The following is a 20,860-nucleotide window of genomic DNA, read 5'->3' on the forward strand; positions in this document are numbered from 1 at the left end:
TACTTCACACTGGCTTGGGAAACGCTACGAAAAGCAATCTTTTAGATAATCTTTTTACTAGCATCTTGCATAGGATATATATTAAGGTCTACAAGTAATAATTTTTTATTAATCTTTATACTTGTTATTTTACTGAAATTATTAAACCTGATGCCTTAAAATAAGTAATTGAGATATTTGATTAGGTGTAGTCATCGTCTAATAAAATCTTATTTCATATATAAGCATAAAAAAACCTGCTCGATTGAACAGGTTTATGATTTTATATAAAAGAATTATTTTCTTTTGATAACTCTTTCTACAGCTTCAACAATTGCTTGGTTGTTTAGCTTGTATTTTTCCATTAATTGTTCTGGTGTGCCAGATTCTCCAAAACTATCATTAACTGCTACAAACTCTTGTGGAGCTGGATTGTTTAATGCTAATACTCTGGAAATACTTTCTCCAAGACCTCCAAGGATATTGTGCTCTTCGGCAGTAACAACACATTTTGTTTTTGCTAAAGATTTCAATATCGCTTCTTCGTCAAGTGGCTTGATAGTATGGATATTGATTACTTCGGCAGAGATTCCTTTTGCTTCTAATGCTTCTGCAGCAATAAGTGCTTCCCAAACTAAATGTCCTGTAGCTACAATAGTTACATCTGTACCTTCGTTTAGTAAAATTGCTTTTCCGATTACGAAAGGCTCGTCTGCTGGCGTAAAGTTAGGTACAACTGGACGTCCGAAACGTAAATAAGCTGGTCCGTGGTGGTCTGCTAATGCAAGTGTTGCAGCTTTGGTTTGATTGTAATCGCAAGTGTTGATTACTGTCATTCCTGGTAACATTTTCATTAAACCAATATCTTCTAATATTTGGTGTGTTGCTCCATCTTCTCCAAGTGTTAATCCTGCGTGAGAGGCGCAAATTTTTACGTTTTTATCTGAGTAAGCCACAGATTGACGGATTTGATCGTAAACTCTTCCTGTAGAAAAGTTAGCGAAAGTTCCTGTAAAAGGAATTTTACCTCCAATTGTTAAACCTGCTGCAATTCCGATCATGTTTGCTTCAGCAATTCCTATTTGGAAAAAACGCTCTGGGTGATTTTTTTTGAAATCATCAAATTTTAATGATCCAATTAAATCAGCGCATAATGCAACAACATTTTCGTTTTTCTGACCTAATTCAGTCATTCCCGCTCCGAAACCTGAACGAGTATCTTTACTTCCTGTATTTGTATATTTTTTCATTTTTTTGTTGCTATAAGTAGTATACTTTGTAGATAATAGGCATAAAGCTTATTATGAAAAGTATAATGCTTTTTTAATAATCTGCTAAAGTTGAAATGTTTTGAGCTAATGCATTAGCTAATTGGTCGTTGTTTGGTGCTTTACCATGCCAAGCATGTGTATGCATCATAAAATCTACGCCGTTACCCATTTCTGTATGTAGTAAAACGCAAACTGGTTTTCCTTTTCCAGTTCTTGATTTAGCATCGGCCATACCGGCTAATATAGCATTGATATTGTTTCCTTCTTTGATATCTATAACATCCCAATCAAAAGCTTCAAATTTAGCACGAATGCTTCCCATTGCTAAAACTTCGTCAGTAGTTCCGTCAATTTGTTTTCCGTTAAGGTCGATAGTTGAGATTAGGTTGTCTACTTTTTTAGCAGAAGCATACATGATTGCTTCCCAGTTTTGTCCTTCTTGTAATTCTCCATCACCATGTAATGTGTATACAATATGATTGTCTTTGTTTAGTTTTTTAGCTTGTGCAGCTCCAATTCCTACAGATAATCCTTGTCCTAATGAACCTGAAGCAATACGAACTCCTGGCAATCCTTCGTGAGTTGTAGGGTGTCCTTGTAAACGAGAGTTAAGCAATCTAAAAGTTGCTAATTCTGAAACTGGAAAATAACCGCTTCTTGCTAGTACGCTATAAAATACTGGAGAAATATGACCATTTGAAAGGAAGAAAAGGTCTTCTCCGATTCCGTCCATATCAAAACCTTCTTTGCGGTCCATAATGTTTTGGTATAAAGACACCAAAAATTCAGTACAACCTAGAGAACCACCTGGGTGGCCTGAGTTGACAGCATGTACCATTCGAAGAATATCTCTTCTTACTTGGATAGTTAAATCGCTTAATTGTTGTGTGTTAGGCTTCATTTTATGTGTAAAAGTTAAACTGTTGCAAAAGTAATTTTTATTTTGCCGTAAGACAAATGATTTTAAAGGAAATATGTGATTTAAGTTTCTGAGTTTTTTGAAATAGTAAAGCGTAGATTAACAAAGACTCAGAGGCTTAAAGATATGCTAGTTTGATATTCTAAATCGGTATATTATCTGATATTCTGAATTTCTCTCCATGTGATTAATTGTATGTTGTTTTCTTTTAGTTTTTGTTTGCATTCATTACTTGTAAAATAATCAAAGTCTATTTGTCTCCACTCTGAACCAAAATTAGGATGATTCTTTGTGATGCCTTGCATTTCGTTATCATTGAATGCGGGATGAAGTAAGAAAACGTTAAAACCTGGTTTTATACTATCTAAAGCTTTCTCATAAGATTTTTTAAGTTCACCTTTTTCGAAGTCTGAAAAATCACCAATATGGAGATTGTCGGCTAGAAGAGTGTTTTTGTAGTTGTATTGTTCGCTTGATAAACTTATCGATTCTACAAACTGTTTGTTGATAAAAACGGGTAGGTTATATTCTTTTCCTAGTCTTTTATATATTTCTAAAAACTCTGGAGATACACCAACACTGCACATGTGGGAATCGAGATGGGTTGGTTTTAACCCAAAATGTAATCCTTTTTCGATTTGGGCACGTAGTTCTTTCTCTACCTGAGCTGCATTTGCATGGTTTATGAATTCGGTTCTATTTTTATGAAAATACCCATTTTTGTCTACTAATGATGGAACTTCGGTAATTGGTGATACAGATCCAAATTTGTAATTCTCCCACTCGCAGGTAAGGGTTAAGTGGATTCCGTTGTCAAATTGCGGATTATCTATTGCAAAGCTTGCCATTTCATAAAACCATGGACATGGTACCATAATGCTGTAAGAATTAATCATTCCGGTTTGTAGTGCTTGAATTGTAGCTCTGTTTTCTGAATGGGATAATCCTGCATCATCGGCATGAATAATTAATAGTTTAGTGTCTTCTGGGTGCCCTAGTTTCTGGGATAGATTCATTCGGTTCGATTTATATTCAATAATTTATATTCAAATTTAGAGGTTTTTTTTGCATAAGGGATAGTAGCGACATCCTTTTGTGTAATGAAATGGAGCAAAAGATATAGCGGATAGCTCGACCCGAAGGGATATGCCCAAATTAATTCATAAAACATCTTTAATTTTTTGGTTTATCTAATTATCTAATTTTCAAATTAGACTATCTTTGCCGACTGAAAAACGTGTATATGAAGTTTGATTTATTACAAAAAGATCCGCAATCTAAAGCTAGAGCGGGAAGTATTACTACTGATCATGGAGTTATTGAAACTCCTATTTTTATGCCTGTTGGTACTGTAGCATCGGTTAAAGGTGTTCATCAAAGGGAATTAAAAAACGATATAAATCCGGATATTATTCTTGGAAATACATACCATTTGTATTTACGTCCGCAAACAGAAATTCTTGAAAAAGCTGGTGGTTTGCATAAGTTTATGAATTGGGACAGAAATATATTGACAGATTCTGGAGGATACCAAGTGTATTCTTTGTCTGCCAACAGAAAAATTAAAGAGGAAGGTGTAAAGTTTAAGTCTCATATTGATGGTTCTTATCATTTCTTTACTCCTGAGAATGTAATGGAGATTCAGCGTACTATTGGAGCTGATATTATTATGGCTTTTGATGAATGTACACCATATCCTTGTGATTATCGTTATGCGCAACGTTCTATGCACATGACGCACCGTTGGTTGGATCGTTGTATTAATCATTTGGATAAAGTACCTTTTAAATACGGGTATGAACAAACATTTTTTCCAATAGTCCAAGGAAGTACTTATAAAGACTTACGTCGCCAGTCGGCAGAGTATATTGCTAATGCTGGGCAACAAGGAAATGCTATCGGGGGATTATCGGTTGGGGAACCAGCTGAGGAAATGTATGCTATGACCGAAGTGGTTTGTGAGATTTTGCCAGAAGATAAACCTCGTTATTTGATGGGAGTTGGTACGCCAATTAATATTTTAGAGAATATTGCTTTGGGGATTGATATGTTCGATTGTGTAATGCCAACGCGTAACGCTAGAAATGGAATGTTATTTACTGCAAATGGTTCTATTAATATTAAGAATAAAAAATGGGAAGCTGATTTTTCTCCAATCGATGAAATGGGAATCACATTTGTAGATACGGAATATACTAAGGCTTATTTACGTCACTTGTTTGCAGCTAACGAATATTTAGGAAAACAAATTGCTACTATTCATAATCTTGGTTTTTATATGTGGTTGGTTCGTGAGGCTAGAAAACATATCTTAGCCGGAGATTTTAGGCCATGGAAAGAAATGATGGTTAAGAATATGAGTCAGAGATTGTAAATATGTTTAATTGTAAGTTGTTTTTATTTGATAAGCAACTTACAATTAATCGATTTGACAAATAAACGAATAAACGCTGTATGTTAACAATAATAGACAAATACATCTTAAAAAGATATTTAGCCACTTTTACAGTGATGTTGTTGCTATTTATTCCAATTGGGATTGTAATTGATGTATCGGAGAAAATTAATAAGATGTTAGAGAACAAGATTCCGTTTTGGGATATTGTTGTTTACTACTATAATTTTACCGTTTATTTTGCAAATTCACTTTTTCCAATATTTTTGTTTCTATCGGTGATTTGGTTTACATCTAAATTAGCAAATAATACAGAGGTTATTGCTATTTTGAGTTCTGGAATATCGTTTACCCGTTTTTTGAGGCCGTACATTATAGGTGCATCAATTGTTTCGGTTTTTGTTTTGTTAATGGGATTTTTTATAGTTCCAGCGGCTAGTGAAGGCTTTAATAATTTTAGATATACTTATCTTAAAGGAGGAGGGAAAGAAGCTATGCATGGTAATAATACGAATGTGTACAGAGAAATAAATGATGACGAATTTATTTATGTAAATAGCTTTAACGATGTTTCTAAAACGGCTTTTAATTTTACATTAGAGAAGTTTAAAAAAGATAAGTTAGTCTACAAAATTACTGCAAATCGCATTCAATGGAATCCGAAAGATAGTACTTATACGATGTATGATTATACTAAAAGAACTTTGGGAGAATTGGATGATAAAATTGAAAAGGCTCCAGAGAAAAAAGCAGTATTTAAATTTGATTTAGAAGATTTAACTCCTGTTGTTTATATTGCTGAAACATTGAGTATTGGTAAGTTGTACGATTTTATTGAAAAAGAAAAAAGTCGTGGTTCTGGAGATATCAATGTATATCTTGTTGTTTTATATAAAAAGATCAGTGTTCCTGTTTCTGCATTTATACTAACAATTATTGCTGTTGCCGTTTCCTCGATGAAAAGACGTGGTGGGATGGGAACTAATCTTGCAATAGGAATTGCTCTTGCTTTTGCTTTTGTATTCTTTGATAAAATATTCGGAACATTAGCCGAAAAATCGACTTTCTCACCTTTATTAGCTGTATGGTTCCCGAATATTGCTTTCGGAATTCTAGCAGTATACTTATTACGTAATGCAAAACGATAAATTAAAGAGTTATATAAGTCTTCATTTAATAGTTTTTATTTGGGGGTTTACTGCCATTTTGGGCGCATTAATTACTATAAATGCCGAAGCTCTAGTTTGGTATCGAATGCTTTTGGCTGGAGTTTTTCTGGCTTCGTTTATTATTTATAAAAAAGAATCATTTCGGGTTCCTGTAAAGGCTTTTTTTAAATTAATTTTTGTTGGATTACTAATTGCCTTGCATTGGATATTTTTTTTTAGGGCAATACATGTTTCTAATGTTTCGATAACACTTTCTATATTTTCATTGGGAGCTTTTTTTGCTTCTTTATTGGAACCTATTTTTTTTGGAAGAAAAGTGTTATGGTATGAAGTTTTTTTCGGACTTATTATCATTGCAGGTTTGGCTCTAATAATGCAGGTTGAAATTAAGTATTTAAATGGAATGTATTATGCTTTGGCTTCTATTATTCTAGGGGTTTTGTTTACTTTAATGAATGGTAAATTAATAGCAGATCACGAACCATCGGTTATTACTTTTTATGAGTTTGGAGCCGGGGTACTTTTTATTACTATTTACTTTTTATTTCAAGGTAAATTTACTGCCGACTTTTTTACTTTATCTCTAAATGATTGGTTATTACTGTTGCTTTTGGCTTCGGTATGTACAGCTTATGCATTTACGGCTTCGGTAAAAGTTATGAGAAAACTTACTCCTTATACTGTAATGCTTACTACTAATCTTGAACCTGTTTACGGGATTATTTTGGCTTATTTTATATTGGGTGGTAAAGAAAAAATGAGTCCCGAGTTTTATATTGGAGCAGTTATAATTGTAATTACAGTTATATTAAATGGTGTTTTTAAACACTATAAAAAAGATGACAAAGTATAATTTTTTAACTATTTCTATCTTTATTTTTTTATACTTTAATACTAAATAAACACGCCAAACAATATAATATTTTTATATTTGCGGTTCGATTTAAAAACAAAAATTCAAAAAATCCTATGGAATATTTAGATTTTGAACTTCCTATCAAAGAATTAGAAGAGCAGTTAGAAAAGTGTGTTATCATTGGAAAAGAATCAGATGTTGATGTAACGCCAACGTGCAAACAAATTAATAAGAAATTAGAAGAAACTAAAAGGAGTATATATAAAAATTTAACCGCTTGGCAACGTGTACAATTGTCAAGACATCCAAACAGACCTTATACATTAGACTATATTAAGGCAATGTGCGGAGATACTTTCTTGGAACTTCATGGAGACAGAGGTTTTAAAGATGACAAAGCAATGGTCGGTGGTTTAGGAAAAATAGATGGACAATCATATATGATCGTTGGTCAACAAAAAGGATACAATACTAAAACACGTCAATACCGAAATTTTGGCATGGCTAATCCTGAAGGATATCGTAAAGCATTGCGATTAATGAAAATGGCTGAGAAGTTTGGTATTCCAGTTTTAACTTTGGTAGATACTCCAGGAGCATATCCAGGACTTGAAGCAGAAGAAAGAGGACAAGGAGAAGCTATTGCTAGAAATATTTTTGAAATGGTTCGTTTGAAGGTGCCAATCATTACAATTATTGTAGGTGAAGGTGCTTCGGGAGGAGCTTTAGGAATTGGAGTAGGAGACAAGGTATATATGCTTGAGAATACTTGGTATTCGGTAATTTCTCCAGAATCATGTTCCTCTATTTTATGGAAAAGTTGGGAATATAAGGAGAAAGCTGCTGAAGCTTTGAAATTGACTTCTTCCGATATGAAAAGACAAAAATTAGTTGATGATGTTATACCAGAACCATTAGGTGGAGCTCATTATGACAGAGAGACTACTTTTGCAACAGTAATACAATATATCACTAAAGGATATAATGAATTGAAAGACTTATCAACAGCCGATTTAATTGCCCAAAGAATGGACAAATACAGTAAAATGGGCGAATATAAAGAATAAATTCTTACAAATTTATGAAAAATCCGAAGCCTTATTGTTTCGGATTTTTTTTTGGTTTTAAACAATATACACTAACTTATAAACAATTATTAGTAACAACTAGATAGCTATTCCTTTCTAAATTTTGTTACATTCGCTATATGGAAAACTTCAAAAATTTAAACCCAATTAAGGTCGATAAAACCGCAATTATTCATTTAGAAAAAGGGAAACTTCCCCCGCAGGTACTAGAGTTAGAAGAGGCTGTACTTGGTGCGATGATGATTGATAAAAAAGGTGTAGATGATGTGATTGATATTTTGCAGCCTGATGCTTTTTATAAGGATGGACATAAATATATTTTTGAGGCAATTGTTCAGCTTTTTACCGAAACACAACCAATCGATTTATTGACTGTTTCGGCGCAATTAAAAAAGAATGCAAAATTAGATTTAGCCGGAGGGGATTTTTATTTAATTCAGCTTACGCAAAAAGTAGCTTCTTCTGCGCATATCGAATTTCACTCGCGTATTATACTTCAAAAATTTATTCAACGTAGTTTAATTCGAATTTCTTCGGAAATTATAGAAGCCTCTTATGATGAAACAACAGATGTATTTGATTTACTTGATCAAGCCGAATCAAAATTATATGAAGTAACACAAGGAAATGTTAAGCGTAGTTCCGAAACTGCGCAAAGTTTAGTACTTCAAGCTAAAAAGCGTATTGAAGAAATCGCTAAACAAGAAGGATTGAGTGGTGTTGAAACCGGTTTTACTAATTTAGATAAACTGACTTCTGGATGGCAACCGAGTGATTTGATTATTATTGCAGCTAGACCTGCGATGGGAAAAACCGCGTTTGTACTTTCAATGGCTAGAAATATTGCTATTGATTTTGGACATGCAGTTGCATTGTTTTCTTTGGAGATGGCCTCAGTTCAGTTGATTACGAGGTTAATTTCATCAGAAACAGGATTATCGTCAGAGAAATTACGTACTGGTAAATTAGAACCTCATGAATGGGAGATGTTGAGTACTAAAGTGAAAAACTTAGAAAAAGCTCCTTTGTATATTGATGATACACCATCACTTTCTATTTTTGATTTAAGAGCAAAATGTCGTCGTTTGGTTTCACAGCACGGTATTAAAATTATCATTGTTGATTATTTGCAATTGATGACAGCTGGAGGAAATAATAAAGGAGGAGGAAATCGTGAGCAGGAAATCTCTACAATTTCCCGAAACTTAAAGGCATTGGCAAAAGAGCTAAACGTTCCGGTAATTGCACTGTCGCAGTTATCGCGTGCCGTTGAAACGCGTGGATCAAGTAAGCGTCCGTTGCTATCGGATCTTCGTGAATCTGGAGCAATTGAGCAGGATGCTGATATTGTTTCGTTTTTATACCGACCAGAATATTACAAAATTGAAGAATGGGATGATGATGAAGCTTCGCCAACCACTGGTCAGGCTGAAATAATGATAGCCAAGCACCGTAATGGTGGTATCGAAAACGTTCGTTTGAAATTTATAGGACACCTTGGGAAATTTGATAACCTTGATGATTTTTCGGGTAGTTATGACGATTTGCCATCTAAAATGAATCATGAGGATAATCCGTTTATTACTAAAAATCTACCTTCTGCTAATGAAGCTTTTGGTAGTAATTTTAATGATGATGACGATGACAGTGACGTACCATTTTAATATGTATTAAAATTATAGAAATAAAAAAGAGGAAATTGTTTGACAATTTCCTCTTTTTTATTTTTGAATGATCAATTAAAACCTGGATTTTTTACTAAATAAAAATTAAAGGTTGAAAATAATAAATTGGATTCTTCATAATTAACTGGACAATATTCTGGTTTGAAGTCAGGGTTGTATTGCCATTGATCACTATGAACACTGCATCCATTTCTAGTTAAATAGAGATTCCCTTCGTATGGCTTGTATCCATCGACTTTAATTTCAATTAATAGTTTTTCGGATATTTTTTCGGAATTTGAAAACCCTGAATAAATGGAATAAGAACCATTTAAAGCATTAATCGAGTGTTTCTTTGAGAAAAATCTATTTCTTTTTGTTTTTATATGCATATCTGTATTTATAGGCAGATGTGTTATCGAATCTAATATTGTACCTTTTATTATAATTTTTTTGCTAGTACCAAGCATTGGGGTTAAATCTAGATTATTAATGTTATCTGGCTTAGGAGTTGATAATAAAGCTTCAGTTGATAAAAATAATAAGGCTGAAGTTAATAGGCTTGTTTTTTTTACAAATAATCTTCTTTTCATAATTTTTTAATATTTGTGGTTCAGTAATACAGTAAGAATTCAATCATAAATTAATCAAGTAATAAAATTGGGGACGTTTTAAACGTCCCCAGATTTTAATTATTTTTTCAGAATTAATTTATGCGTAGTTATTTTACTGCCTTTCATTTCACAAATAAAATAAATGCCATCAGCTAGATTCTCAATATTAATTGAGTTATTAATATCTGCTGAAACTTTAACTGTTTTAACAGTTTGCCCAGATTGATTTACAATATTTAAATCACCGTCATGATCAGATTTTATGTTTACAATACCTTTACTAGGATTTGGATACACCATAAATTTAGATTTTTCCTCAAAACTAGGGGTTGCTAATGTGCTAACAACAATACATGGTGTAGAAACAGTACATCCATTTAACGTTATAGCAACTCCATAAGATCCATTTGCTAATGGAGTAAATGATTGACCTACTTCTCCAACAATCGGTGTATTTGGACATTGAAACCATTGGTAGGTTGCACCTGATTGTCCAGAGGTTAAAATATTATTGGCTAATGTAATAGCTAGGGTATATGCAACAGGTTGGGTAATAGTGAAGTTTTGAGTGGTAGTACATGTATTAGCATCAGTTACCGTTACAGTATATGCTCCGGCAGTAAGGCCAGATGCAGTTGCACCTGTTCCTCCAGATGGAGACCATGAGTATGTGTATACTCCAGCTCCACCATTAGCAGTTACTGTAGCCGATCCGTCAGAACCTCCATTACAGTTCACATTAGTTTGTGTACCTGATGTTGTAATTGCTGTAGGCTCAGTAATAGTGAAGTTTTGAGTTGTAGTACATGTATTAGCATCAGTTACCGTTACAGTATATGCCCCGGCAGTAAGACCAGTTGCAGTTGCAGCCGTTCCACCAGAAGGCGACCAAGAATAAGTATATGCACCAGTTCCACCAGATGCAGTAACAGTTGCCGAAGCGTTAGCTCCACCATTACAGCTTGCATTGGTTTGAATACCTGATGTTGTAATTGCTGAAGGTTCAGTAATAGTAAAGTTTTGAGAGGTAGTACATGTATTAGTATCAGTTACTGTCACAGTATATGCTCCGGCAGTTAGACCAGTTGCAGTTGCAGCTGTTCCACCAGAAGGAGACCAAGAATAAGTATATGAACCAGTTCCTCCTGATACAGATACAGTTGCAGAAGCGTTAGCCCCACCATTACAGCTTACATTAGTTTGTGTACCTGATGTTGCAATTACATTAGGCTCAGTAATAGTGAAGTTTTGAGTTGTAGTACATGTATTAGCATCAGTTACAGTTACAGTATATGCTCCTGCCGTAAGACCAGTTGCAGTTGCTGCCGTTCCGCCCGAAGGAGACCAAGAATAAGTATATGAACCAGTTCCGCCAGATGCCGTAACAGTTGCAGAAGCATCAGCTCCACCATTACAGCTTACATTAATCTGATTTGCTGATGTTGTAATTGAAGAAGGCTCAGTAATAGTGAAGTTTTGAGCCGTAGAACATGAATTTGCATCAGTTACCGTCACAGTATATGTTCCAGCAGTTAGACCAGTTGCAGTTGCAGCCGTTCCACCAGAAGGAGACCAAGAATAAGTATATGCACCAGTTCCTCCAGATGCAGATACGGTTGCAGAAGCGTTAGCCCCTCCATTACAGCTTACATTAGTTTGTGTACCTGATGTTGCAATAGCACTAGGTTGTGAAATAATATAAAGTTGTGGTCTGGTACATCCATTAGCATCAGTTACAGTTACAGTATATATTCCTGGAGTAAGACCAGATGCAGTTGCAGCAGTACCACCAGAAGGAGACCAAGAATAAGTATATGCACCTGTTCCTCCAATTGCACTTGCAGTTGCCGATCCGTTAGACCCACCATTACAGCTTACATTAACCTGTGAAGGTGTAATTATAATAGTGCCAGGTTGTGAAATAGTGTAGGATTGTTGTTTAGTACAATTATTAGCATCCGTTACCGTCACAGTATATGCTCCAGCAGTAAGACCAGATGCAGTTGCAGCGGTTCCACCAGAAGGAGACCAAGAATAAGTATATGAACCAGCTCCCCCAGTTACAGTCACAGTTGCAGACGCATTAGACCCACCATTACAGCTTACATTAGTCTGTGAAGGTATAATTGCAATAGGACTAGGTTGTGAAATAGTGTAGGATTGTTGTTTAGTACAATTATTAGCATCCGTTACCGTCACAGTATATGCCCCAGCAGTAAGACCAGATGCAGTTGCTGCGGTTCCACCAGAAGGAGACCAAGAATAAGTATATGAACCAGCTCCCCCAGTTACAGTTGCAGTTGCTGATGCATTAGACCCACCATTACAGCTTACATTAGTCTGTGAAGGTGTAATTGCAATAGGACTAGGTTGTGAAATAGTATAGGATTGTTGTTTAGTACAACTATTAGCATCAGTCACAGTCACAGTATATGCTCCGGCAGTAAGACCAGATGCCGTTGCAGCAGTTCCGCCCGAAGGAGACCAAGAATAAGTATATGAACCAGCTCCCCCAGTTACAGTTGCAGTTGCCGATGCGTTAGAACCACCATTGCAACTTACATTAACTTGAGTAGGAGTAATTGCAATTGCACTTGGCTGTGTAATAGTAACGGATTTGGTAATAAATGTTTCACTATCAGTAATAGTGCAAGTATATGCTCCAGCAGTAAGACCAGATGCAGTTGCAGCAGTTCCGCCCGAAGGAGACCAAGAATAAGTATACGAACCAGCTCCTCCAGTTGTTGTTACACTTGCAACACCATTTGATCCGGCATTACAGCTTACATTATTTTGGCTTGTAGTTGCCGTTAGCGCGGCATTAGTTGTAAAGGTTAAATCGGCTCCATAACTTGTAGTCACAGAATTAATAGCGTATGCTCTAAAATGGACTGTTGATCCAGGAGGTAGTGAACTTATAGAAGCTGAAAAACTACCAGTTCCTGTCCCATTACTAACTTTAGTATTTGCTGTAGTTGGATTTGCTGTAGTCGCCCAAACGATTCCTCTCTCGGTTACTGTAGAGCCACCATCAGATGTGACATTTCCACCAAGTGTAGCTTTTGTAGCTCCTACATTTGTAGCAGCAGTAGTAGTCACAGTTGGAGGAGCACCTACCGACCAGGTAAATGCATCCAGAGCAGCGTATTCAAAACTACCAGTAGTGCTTATAACTATTTGATCAATAGGGATGTTTGAGTTATTAGCACCTCCGAAAATGGTCATGTTTATGAAAGTAAAACCATTATTAATAGCGAGACTCGTAGTATTGAATCCAGGAGTCGATGTTGCTGTAAATTGAGTAACACCGCCCAATTTACCAACTATTGTCAAAGTACCTAATACATTAAGATTTAAACCAACAGCACTTGATAAGTATAAATACATGCTGTTTAATCTAAATGGTACAGCACCAGCTGTTGAAATTGTAAATTGTATAGGGCTACCCGCAAAAGCAGAGACACTATTGTCTATATACTGGTTATCTGGTGTAGAACCATTCCACCCAGTGCCTGGGTATGAAGAAATTTTGAAGATTCCTTGTAGTTGAGATGTGATATTGAAAACTTGTGAGTTGCTGGTGAATGATGTGGATCCCACAGTTTGACTTTCAAAAGTCTCAGTTGTTTGTGCCCATGTGAACTGCGATAGTATCAAGGTAAAAAGGGCAATTAAGTATTTTTTTTTCATAATACAATTTTTTAAAAGTGAAATAATATTTTGGATTTATGGAATTAATTTAAAATGCTTTCTATTTCTTTGTGTAATGTTTACTAATTTGTAATTATGTATAAAGAAGAATTAAAAAAAATCACTCAGCAGATTATAGACTCAGAAAAAATCACTGACGAAATATTTTCGGTACAATTACTTTCTGAATTTTTTGATAAAAACAATCAAAAGGTGGAGACGCTAGACAAAGCCAATGAATCCATTGTTATAGGAGGTATTGCTTTGTCATCCTTTGATGCTGCTATATGCGTAAATGATTCTTTGCGTACTTCTCGTTTTATAAAATCAGTTTTTAAGGCTATCAATGTTCTTAAAAGCCGTTTTTTAAACCAAAAAATTAATATTTTGTATGCCGGATGCGGACCTCATGCTACTTTACTTCTGCCATTATTAACGTTATTTAAAGAAAATGACTTAGATATTATTTTGCTCGATATTAATAGTTCATCTATTGAGTCAGTTCAAAATTGGATTTCAATTATCAATTTGGAGAACTTCAGTGTACAAGCTATTCAGGCAGATGCTGTAAAATATGTAAAACCTGATTCATGGGATATGCATTTGCTTATTTCAGAAACTATGTTTGAAGCCCTACTTAGAGAGCCTCAGGTTGCTATAACTAAAAACTTAGCTCCACAGTTGGTTTCGTCTGGAATATTAATTCCTGAAGAAATTAATATTGATTTTGGCTATACTATTTTTTCTAAAGAACCATATCTAAAGAGTACTTCAAAATTGACTATTGAAAATTTTAATTATTCTCGTTATCCCCAGTTTTTAAATGGAGGGAGATTATTCACAATAAATAAAGAACTTAGTTTTATCTCTGATGTAAATTTTGATCATACAATTGAAAGCGATTTCTATGAAATTCCAAAGGATTTTGATTTGTTTCCTGATGTTGCTATTTTTACTACAATTAAAATCTTTGATAATTTCACTTTAAATGTTGGAGAGTCTTATATAACAAATCCATTTTGTATAGCATCATTGTTTAATATTGAGATGCCTGGTAACATTAAATTAGCATACAGTTTTCAAAAAAATCCAGAATGGTCATATAAATTAAAAGGTAAAGAAAACTAGACTTTACCTTTTAATGATATGATGATTAGTTTCTTGAAGGGAAAAGACCTTGTAGGCATATAATATAATTTATAGCCAATACAGGCTGTATATTATTTACAGGTATTCCGCCTCCAGTAGAACTTAATACTACAGAAGTAGCATTTAATTTTGTGTCTGGAGTTACTGAGTTATATGTCATTGTAGGAGCAAAACCTCTTCCTGATGGGGTACCAGAAGCAGCTAAGCTAGAACCATCCACAGGAATCTCTAGTGAGCCATTTGATTTACTTACACTCATTGTCCCAGTGTGACTATGTGGGGGTAAATTAGTAATTAATAAGGTGTTTTTTTCGGTTCCTACTGGTTGACCTAAAGGATAAGTGCTAAGTCCTGGCCCTGGTCCTGATGCATTTGTAGCTCCTAGAGGTACTCTTGATCTAAGATCTGGCAATCCAAATGTGTTTTGTCCGTTTCCTCCATAAGTAGTCCCTATAATAGCAAATAATGCTTGATTTTGAGCTATTGATAAAAGGGAACCATCACAAAATGCCCAGCCTGCAGGAGCAAAGTTCCCTGCGAATATCTTAACTATTCCGATGTATTCGTCCATAATTATTGAAAATTTAAGTTAAATGTTAATTAATGTTTTAAACTTTATAAAATTAAATCATAATAAAATCATGGATACACGTATTTATACCTGTTTTTAAATTCTACTTAATGAAATGTTAATAGTCTTTAAGTATGATGGAGATTGTGTAGGTTTTTTGATCTTTAAATAGATTAACCTTAGTTTATTTAAAGGTTTAATCTTGTTAAATAAATAATTTGATAAAAGCATTGATCTATTTGCTTTTTAAGTGTTCTACAGAATTTATTTTTTTGTCAAAGGATAAAAATCAATAGTTGGTATAACTATTAATAAAAGCCGAATTATCTAAAAACCTAAAAATTATGAGTGAAGAAAAATTTCCAGGCAAAATCAAAATTCAATTACAAACAGCACAGGAATGGGAAAAAAAGTATAGAGATTCTAAACCAGCAGAGGGTAAAGAAAAAGTTAATGCTTATCTTATCCCTAAAGAAACTTTAGAATTAGTGCTTGCAGAAAATATTGATGCTGTGCGTGCCTATATTGGAATTAATGATTTGGGAGAACAAATATTAATGTTTGTAGGAACAGTACTAAATGAAAAAACTGGAATTTACGAAGATGTCTTTGCCAAAGGGGATATTGGATATGATAATTCGATTCAGGAAATTGTTTATGACGGGTGAAGACCATGCCCTCCTTTTGGAGACCCGGGTAGTCCTATGGGATAAGCTATGATTGATGTCTTAATATATTTGGGCTATTTTATCTTATTGATAAACCTAATTCTATATATGTTTAGCTTTTTCTGTAAAGGAAAAGCTAATGTTTTTTTAGTGAGTTACTTAATCTTTATATCTATAATGCAATTTATTCTGGAGATGTTTTATTACCTTCATATGAATAATCTGTTTACGATTAATATTTTTTTTATTGGACAAATGGTTTTATTAGGATTGTTTTATAAATCGATTCTAAAATCAAAAGGAAAAAAAATATTTATAAAATGGTGTTTGGGGCTTGCTTTAATGGTTTTTGGGATTCAGTATTTTATTGATCCAGATTAGTTTTTCAAGTTTAATTTATTTGAAATTACTCTCACTTCTCTATTGATTGTAGTTTTTGGGTTGCTACATTTATATAGTATGCTTGCAAAAAATAAAGAACATTATTATTTTACAATTGGGGTTATTTTTTATCTGTTAGCAAGTACCGTTTTATTTTTGGTAGGAAATCTTACTGTAGATTTAAGTTCAGATCTAAAGTATTTAACATGGACATTAAATGTATTCTTAATTCTAATTTATTACTTATTTATTTTATACGAGTGGAGAATAAGTTTTTTGTTTAATAAAACTACTAAAAAATAAAATGAGAGTATGCTTACGATAAAGAAATTGTTGCAATAATTTTGTATACATCATGTTTTTATGGTAGTTGCAGCTTTTTTAATTGGCTTCTTTTATTTTTCTAGAAAAATTTTTTTAAGAGAAAAATTAGAAAAAAAAGATTTGAAAATTAACTATCAAAAAGAGCAGATACAAGCAGTAATTATTACTCAAGAAGAAGAACGTAAGCGTATAGCACAAGACTTGTATGATGACATTGGCTCTAAGCTCAATATTGTTTCATTAATAGCTATTTATTAAAAAACTCCAAATTTATTAAAAGCAGATATTAATGAAATCACTACCAATATTATAAATTTAACTAGTAAAGCACTGGATAATTCCAGAAAAATAGTGCATGGATTATTTCCACCGGTTTTAGAAAAATTAGGGCTATATGCAGGGATAGAGGAGTTATGTTTAGAATTTGAAAGTAGCCGAACTGTTGAGGTTAATTACCAAAATAATATTCAATTTGATGAAAAGGATAATGATAAACATCTACATGTTTTTTAGAATTTTACAAGAATTGATGAATAATTCATTGAGGCATGGAAAGGCAACGCAAATTTCGATTGACTTTGACGAACAGAATGGCGTTAAAATAGGGACATATTTGGATAATGGAATTGGATTTGACAGTGAAAATGTAGAAAATTTAAAAGGACTAGGAATGAAAAATATTGAAAGTAGAATTTCTTTTTTGGATGGTACTTTGGAGATTAATTCGGCTATAAATAAAGGTATTTTGGTCGTTTTTACTTTTTAAGATAAAAAAGTGATTGTTTAAAATTACTTTTTTTGTATTTTCGTAGGTTAATTAGCTTATAACATGTTTTTTGGATGTTAATTTATCTAAAAATGATATGCTTTAAATATTAATTTTCTTAAAAAATAAAATGGATACTCCTGTAAAAATAGTTTTAGCTGATGATGAAATTTTATTTCGTAAAGGGATTATCTTTCTATTAGAAAGAGAGCCAAACCTGGAAGTCATCTTAGAAGTTTCAGATGGTGTTGAACTTATTTCTTTTTTAGAAAAGTCACAAGACCAACCGGACATTATTATTATAGATTTAAAGATGCCAGTCTTAAATGGAGTAGAAGCTACCAAAATTATTCATAAAAAATTTCCTGAGGTTAAAATAATTGCTTTGACCAGTTATGATACAAAATCATTTGTTATAAATATGATACAGGTTGGAGCAGCTTCTTATTTAAGAAAAAATACAACTCCAAAAGACCTAATCTACACAATTAATGAAGTTGCGACAAAAGGCTTTTGTTATAGCGATTATGTACTTAAAATTATCCAGGGAACAGTTTCTAATAAAAACAACAAATGTAATTTAGATGCTGGCTTTCTTTCAACACGAGAAATAGAAGTATTGAGGTTAATATGCTTGCAAAAAAGCACAGCCGAAATTGCAGAAGAACTTTTTATAAGCCCCAGAACCGTCGAAGGCCACCGTAATAATTTATTGCTAAAGACAGAATCTAGAAATACAGCCGGATTAGTTGTTTATGCGATTCAAAATGAAATTGCAGTACTTTCAAATTAAATTTTAATGACTTTCGCTTGTTAAAAATTGAATAGACAATATATAATATAAAATAATAGTCATCACTAATAAACCTATTCCTATCTTTCGAAGAAAGTTTGATGTTTTCGAGGGGATGTTTGTTTCATTGAATTTCACTGCTTGGTTTTTCATAATTAGTGGTTTGTTATTATAGATTGACAAATTTAATCAGAGTTATACTCCTGTTTATAGGTATTTTTACGTGTTTTTTTACTTATAGAAAATAATTAATTATAACTTGCTAATAGTATTAACTTTGCTGAGGTACATATTACTTGAAACTAGTATTTTTGCTAAAAGTTATCCATATTAAACACCTTATACATATTTGATTAAAAATGAATTTTAAATTGAAATACTATATAGTATACATATTCTTCTTGTTATTATCTTTTAATGCAAAAGGTTCATTCATTTTGCTTCCTATGGATGAGACAACACAGCAAAATCATCTAAAAGCTTACGGGATAACATATTGGTGTTTAAGTAAGAATTATAAAGCCAGTTGGTTACTTAATTATCGTGGTGGATCTTTTTTATTGCCAGATGCCGATGAAATTCGAAAAGAATGTAAAATTCGCGGCGTTAGTTTCGAAGTTTTATCAGATAGTGAAGAGAATTCTATTTTGGACGAGATTTCAAGTCCATCCCAAAATATGGAAACTGTAATTCTTGAAAAGGCTCCTAAAATTGCTGTTTATACACCCAAAGGAAAACAGCCTTGGGATGATGCAGTTACTTTAGTTTTAACGTATGCCGAAATACCATTTACTCCAATTTATGATGAAGAAGTATTAAATGATCAATTATTGTTATACGATTGGTTGCATTTGCATCATGAAGATTTCACAGGACAATATGGTAAATTTTATGCAGCTTATAAAAATACACCTTGGTATATTGAACAAAAGAAAAATGCAGAGATCCTAGCAACTAAATTAGGTTATGATAAAGTCTCTAAAGAAAAAGGAGCAGTTGCCAAAAAAATTAGAGATTTTGTAATTGGCGGTGGATTTATGTTTGCGATGTGCTCAGCAACAGATAGTTTTGATATTGCTTTAGCAGCAGATGGAGTAGATATTTGTGAAGCAATGTTTGATGGAGATGCAAGTGACCCAAATTATCAATCGAAGCTAAATTATGCTAATTCATTCGCATTTAAAGATTTTACTTTAGAGAGGAAACCCGAAATTTATGAGTTCTCAGATATTGATATGACTACAAAAAGGCGAATTCCTATGGAAAAGGATTACTTTACTTTGATGGAGTTCTCAGCAAAATGGGACCCAATACCAAGTATGTTATGCCAAAATCATACACAACTAGTGAAAGGTTTTATGGGACAAACGACAGCCTTTGATCCATTATTTGTGAAATCGAGTGCTTTAGTTATGGGCACTTGTGAGCTTAATGGTGAAGTACGTTATATTCATGGCGAAAAAGGAAAGGGAATGTTTACCTTTTTTGGAGGACATGATCCCGAAGATTTTCAGCATAAAGTTGGTGATCCTCCTACCGTTTTGGATTTACATCCCAATTCACCGGGTTATCGCTTAATTCTTAACAACGTTTTATTTCCAGCAGCCAAAAAGAAAAAACTTAAAACATAATTAATTTATTGAAAATTCCATCCATATCGGAATATGATCGGATACCTTTCTAGCTTCTTTCAAAGAATTGAACTCTTTATAAAAATGAAGTATTCCTTTGTTTTTTATTTTAATTTTTGAACTTGGATAAAACATATTATCAAATTCAGATGCCAGACATTGTTCATTGATGCATTTTTGTTTCAATGAAGTTTTTTGATTTTCCAGAATTGATTGATATCCCATTTTTTTCAACGGATTGAAAACAGTATGGGATTGTGGACAATTAAAGTCACCTACAAAAATCAAGTTTAGATTAGGGTATTGTTGAGGTAAAAACTTAAAATATTTAATTTCTGTTTCAGGTTGTTTCTTTTTTGTTATCGCATGAAAGCTTACTATTGTAAAATTTTTATCACCAATTCCAAAAGTTGCATAATATGGTTCACGTTCTATCTGTTGTTCATATTGCTTTTCGAGCCAAGGTTTTTCTTTCAGTTTTACTTTATTGGTTTTCCAAATGAAAGCATAACGTTCCTTTTTGTGGGCACTACTGCTTGTTGGCTTGCTAATAGAATAATCCCATTTAGTACCCTTCCGGTTGAGTTCATCTACTAATCGAGCCACAGCTTGAGAACCTCCATAACCAGCAACAACTTCTTGAATTGCAATGATATCGTGATTCTTGATTGTATTGGCAATAAAACTAATTTCTTGGTCAGATTTTGATTTACCAAAGTTTTGGATGTTCCAGGAAATAATTTTGGTTTGAGAGAATAGGAATGTAGAGAATAGAACAAATAGGACAGTAAATGGGATTTTCATTCGTAAGGATTAATTTTCAAATATAGAGATTATCCTAGAGTTATCTAGTCTTCCCAACCACAAAGTATTAGGTCATATCCCTGTGCTTCACATTTTATAACCCAATAGGTACTATTGAGTGGATAAAA

At 33.3% G+C, this 20,860-nt stretch carries 18 protein-coding genes; 11 read left to right on the plus strand and 7 right to left on the minus strand.

Annotation, left to right across the window (positions count from 1 at the left end):
* Positions 1-275 precede the first annotated feature (275 nt).
* From OIU83_RS22330 to OIU83_RS22340, 3 genes are all read right to left on the minus strand, one after another.
* Positions 276-1,229, minus strand: a complete 954-nt coding sequence (locus tag OIU83_RS22330) for a transketolase family protein (RefSeq protein ID WP_264208487.1) — start codon at positions 1,227-1,229, stop codon at positions 276-278.
* Positions 1,230-1,302: 73 nt separating this feature from the next.
* Positions 1,303-2,151 (minus strand): transketolase, encoded by an 849-nt coding sequence (locus OIU83_RS22335; protein ID WP_264208488.1) that lies wholly within the window; start codon positions 2,149-2,151, stop codon positions 1,303-1,305.
* Positions 2,152-2,324: 173 nt separating this feature from the next.
* Entirely contained in the window at positions 2,325-3,185 is an 861-nt protein-coding gene (locus OIU83_RS22340; RefSeq protein WP_264208489.1) for a polysaccharide deacetylase family protein, read from the minus strand.
* Between the two features lie 227 nt (positions 3,186-3,412).
* Here OIU83_RS22340 and tgt point away from each other — a divergent pair, with 227 nt between their 5' ends.
* The 5 genes from tgt (at position 3,413) to dnaB (ending at position 9,341) form a co-directional block, all read left to right on the plus strand.
* Entirely contained in the window at positions 3,413-4,543 is a 1,131-nt protein-coding gene (tgt, locus tag OIU83_RS22345) for a tRNA guanosine(34) transglycosylase Tgt (protein WP_264208490.1), read from the plus strand.
* An 80-nt stretch (positions 4,544-4,623) separates the two neighbouring features.
* Entirely contained in the window at positions 4,624-5,712 is a 1,089-nt protein-coding gene (locus OIU83_RS22350; RefSeq protein ID WP_264208491.1) for an LptF/LptG family permease, read from the plus strand.
* Complete coding sequence (locus OIU83_RS22355; protein WP_264208492.1) at positions 5,699-6,586, plus strand: DMT family transporter; 888 nt, start codon at positions 5,699-5,701, stop codon at positions 6,584-6,586. The genes OIU83_RS22350 and OIU83_RS22355 overlap by 14 nt, the downstream gene beginning before the upstream one ends.
* A gap of 116 nt (positions 6,587-6,702) precedes the next feature.
* On the plus strand, positions 6,703-7,656 hold the full coding sequence (locus OIU83_RS22360) for an acetyl-CoA carboxylase carboxyltransferase subunit alpha (RefSeq protein WP_264208493.1): 954 nt from the start codon (positions 6,703-6,705) through the stop codon (positions 7,654-7,656).
* A 140-nt stretch (positions 7,657-7,796) separates the two neighbouring features.
* Positions 7,797-9,341 (plus strand): replicative DNA helicase, encoded by a 1,545-nt coding sequence (gene dnaB / locus OIU83_RS22365; protein WP_264208494.1) that lies wholly within the window; start codon positions 7,797-7,799, stop codon positions 9,339-9,341.
* Between the two features lie 71 nt (positions 9,342-9,412).
* Here dnaB and OIU83_RS22370 read toward each other — a convergent pair whose 3' ends face one another.
* Both OIU83_RS22370 and OIU83_RS22375 read right to left on the minus strand, forming a co-directional pair.
* On the minus strand, positions 9,413-9,934 hold the full coding sequence (locus OIU83_RS22370; RefSeq protein WP_264208495.1) for a hypothetical protein: 522 nt from the start codon (positions 9,932-9,934) through the stop codon (positions 9,413-9,415).
* A 99-nt stretch (positions 9,935-10,033) separates the two neighbouring features.
* On the minus strand, positions 10,034-13,645 hold the full coding sequence (locus OIU83_RS22375; RefSeq protein ID WP_264208496.1) for a T9SS type A sorting domain-containing protein: 3,612 nt from the start codon (positions 13,643-13,645) through the stop codon (positions 10,034-10,036).
* A 96-nt stretch (positions 13,646-13,741) separates the two neighbouring features.
* Between OIU83_RS22375 and OIU83_RS22380 the strand changes: the two genes are divergently transcribed.
* Complete coding sequence (locus OIU83_RS22380; protein WP_264208497.1) at positions 13,742-14,773, plus strand: SAM-dependent methyltransferase; 1,032 nt, start codon at positions 13,742-13,744, stop codon at positions 14,771-14,773.
* A 25-nt stretch (positions 14,774-14,798) separates the two neighbouring features.
* On the opposite strand, the gene OIU83_RS22385 is transcribed toward OIU83_RS22380, so the two are convergent.
* The gene (locus OIU83_RS22385) at positions 14,799-15,365 is read right to left on the minus strand and encodes a phage tail protein (protein ID WP_264208498.1); all 567 of its coding nucleotides are present in this window, start codon (positions 15,363-15,365) and stop codon (positions 14,799-14,801) included.
* Positions 15,366-15,709: 344 nt separating this feature from the next.
* Between OIU83_RS22385 and OIU83_RS22390 the strand changes: the two genes are divergently transcribed.
* The 5 genes from OIU83_RS22390 to OIU83_RS22410 all read left to right on the plus strand — a co-directional run bounded on the left by OIU83_RS22390 (position 15,710) and on the right by OIU83_RS22410 (position 19,928).
* On the plus strand, positions 15,710-16,033 hold the full coding sequence (locus OIU83_RS22390; RefSeq protein WP_264208499.1) for a hypothetical protein: 324 nt from the start codon (positions 15,710-15,712) through the stop codon (positions 16,031-16,033).
* Between the two features lie 744 nt (positions 16,034-16,777).
* The gene (locus OIU83_RS22395; protein ID WP_264208500.1) at positions 16,778-16,996 is read left to right on the plus strand and encodes a sensor histidine kinase; all 219 of its coding nucleotides are present in this window, start codon (positions 16,778-16,780) and stop codon (positions 16,994-16,996) included.
* 244 nt (positions 16,997-17,240) lie between these two features.
* Positions 17,241-17,504, plus strand: coding sequence for a sensor histidine kinase (locus OIU83_RS22400; protein ID WP_264208501.1), 264 nt, complete (start codon positions 17,241-17,243; stop codon positions 17,502-17,504).
* A gap of 130 nt (positions 17,505-17,634) precedes the next feature.
* Entirely contained in the window at positions 17,635-18,297 is a 663-nt protein-coding gene (locus OIU83_RS22405) for a response regulator transcription factor (protein ID WP_264208502.1), read from the plus strand.
* Between the two features lie 359 nt (positions 18,298-18,656).
* Positions 18,657-19,928, plus strand: coding sequence for an asparagine synthetase B (locus tag OIU83_RS22410; protein WP_264208503.1), 1,272 nt, complete (start codon positions 18,657-18,659; stop codon positions 19,926-19,928).
* Here OIU83_RS22410 and OIU83_RS22415 read toward each other — a convergent pair whose 3' ends face one another.
* Positions 19,929-20,732 (minus strand): endonuclease/exonuclease/phosphatase family protein, encoded by an 804-nt coding sequence (locus tag OIU83_RS22415; protein ID WP_264208504.1) that lies wholly within the window; start codon positions 20,730-20,732, stop codon positions 19,929-19,931.
* Positions 20,733-20,860: the final 128 nt, after the last annotated feature.

The sequence above is a fragment of the Flavobacterium shii genome (assembly GCF_025847235.1).
Lineage (GTDB): Bacteria > Bacteroidota > Bacteroidia > Flavobacteriales > Flavobacteriaceae > Flavobacterium > Flavobacterium shii.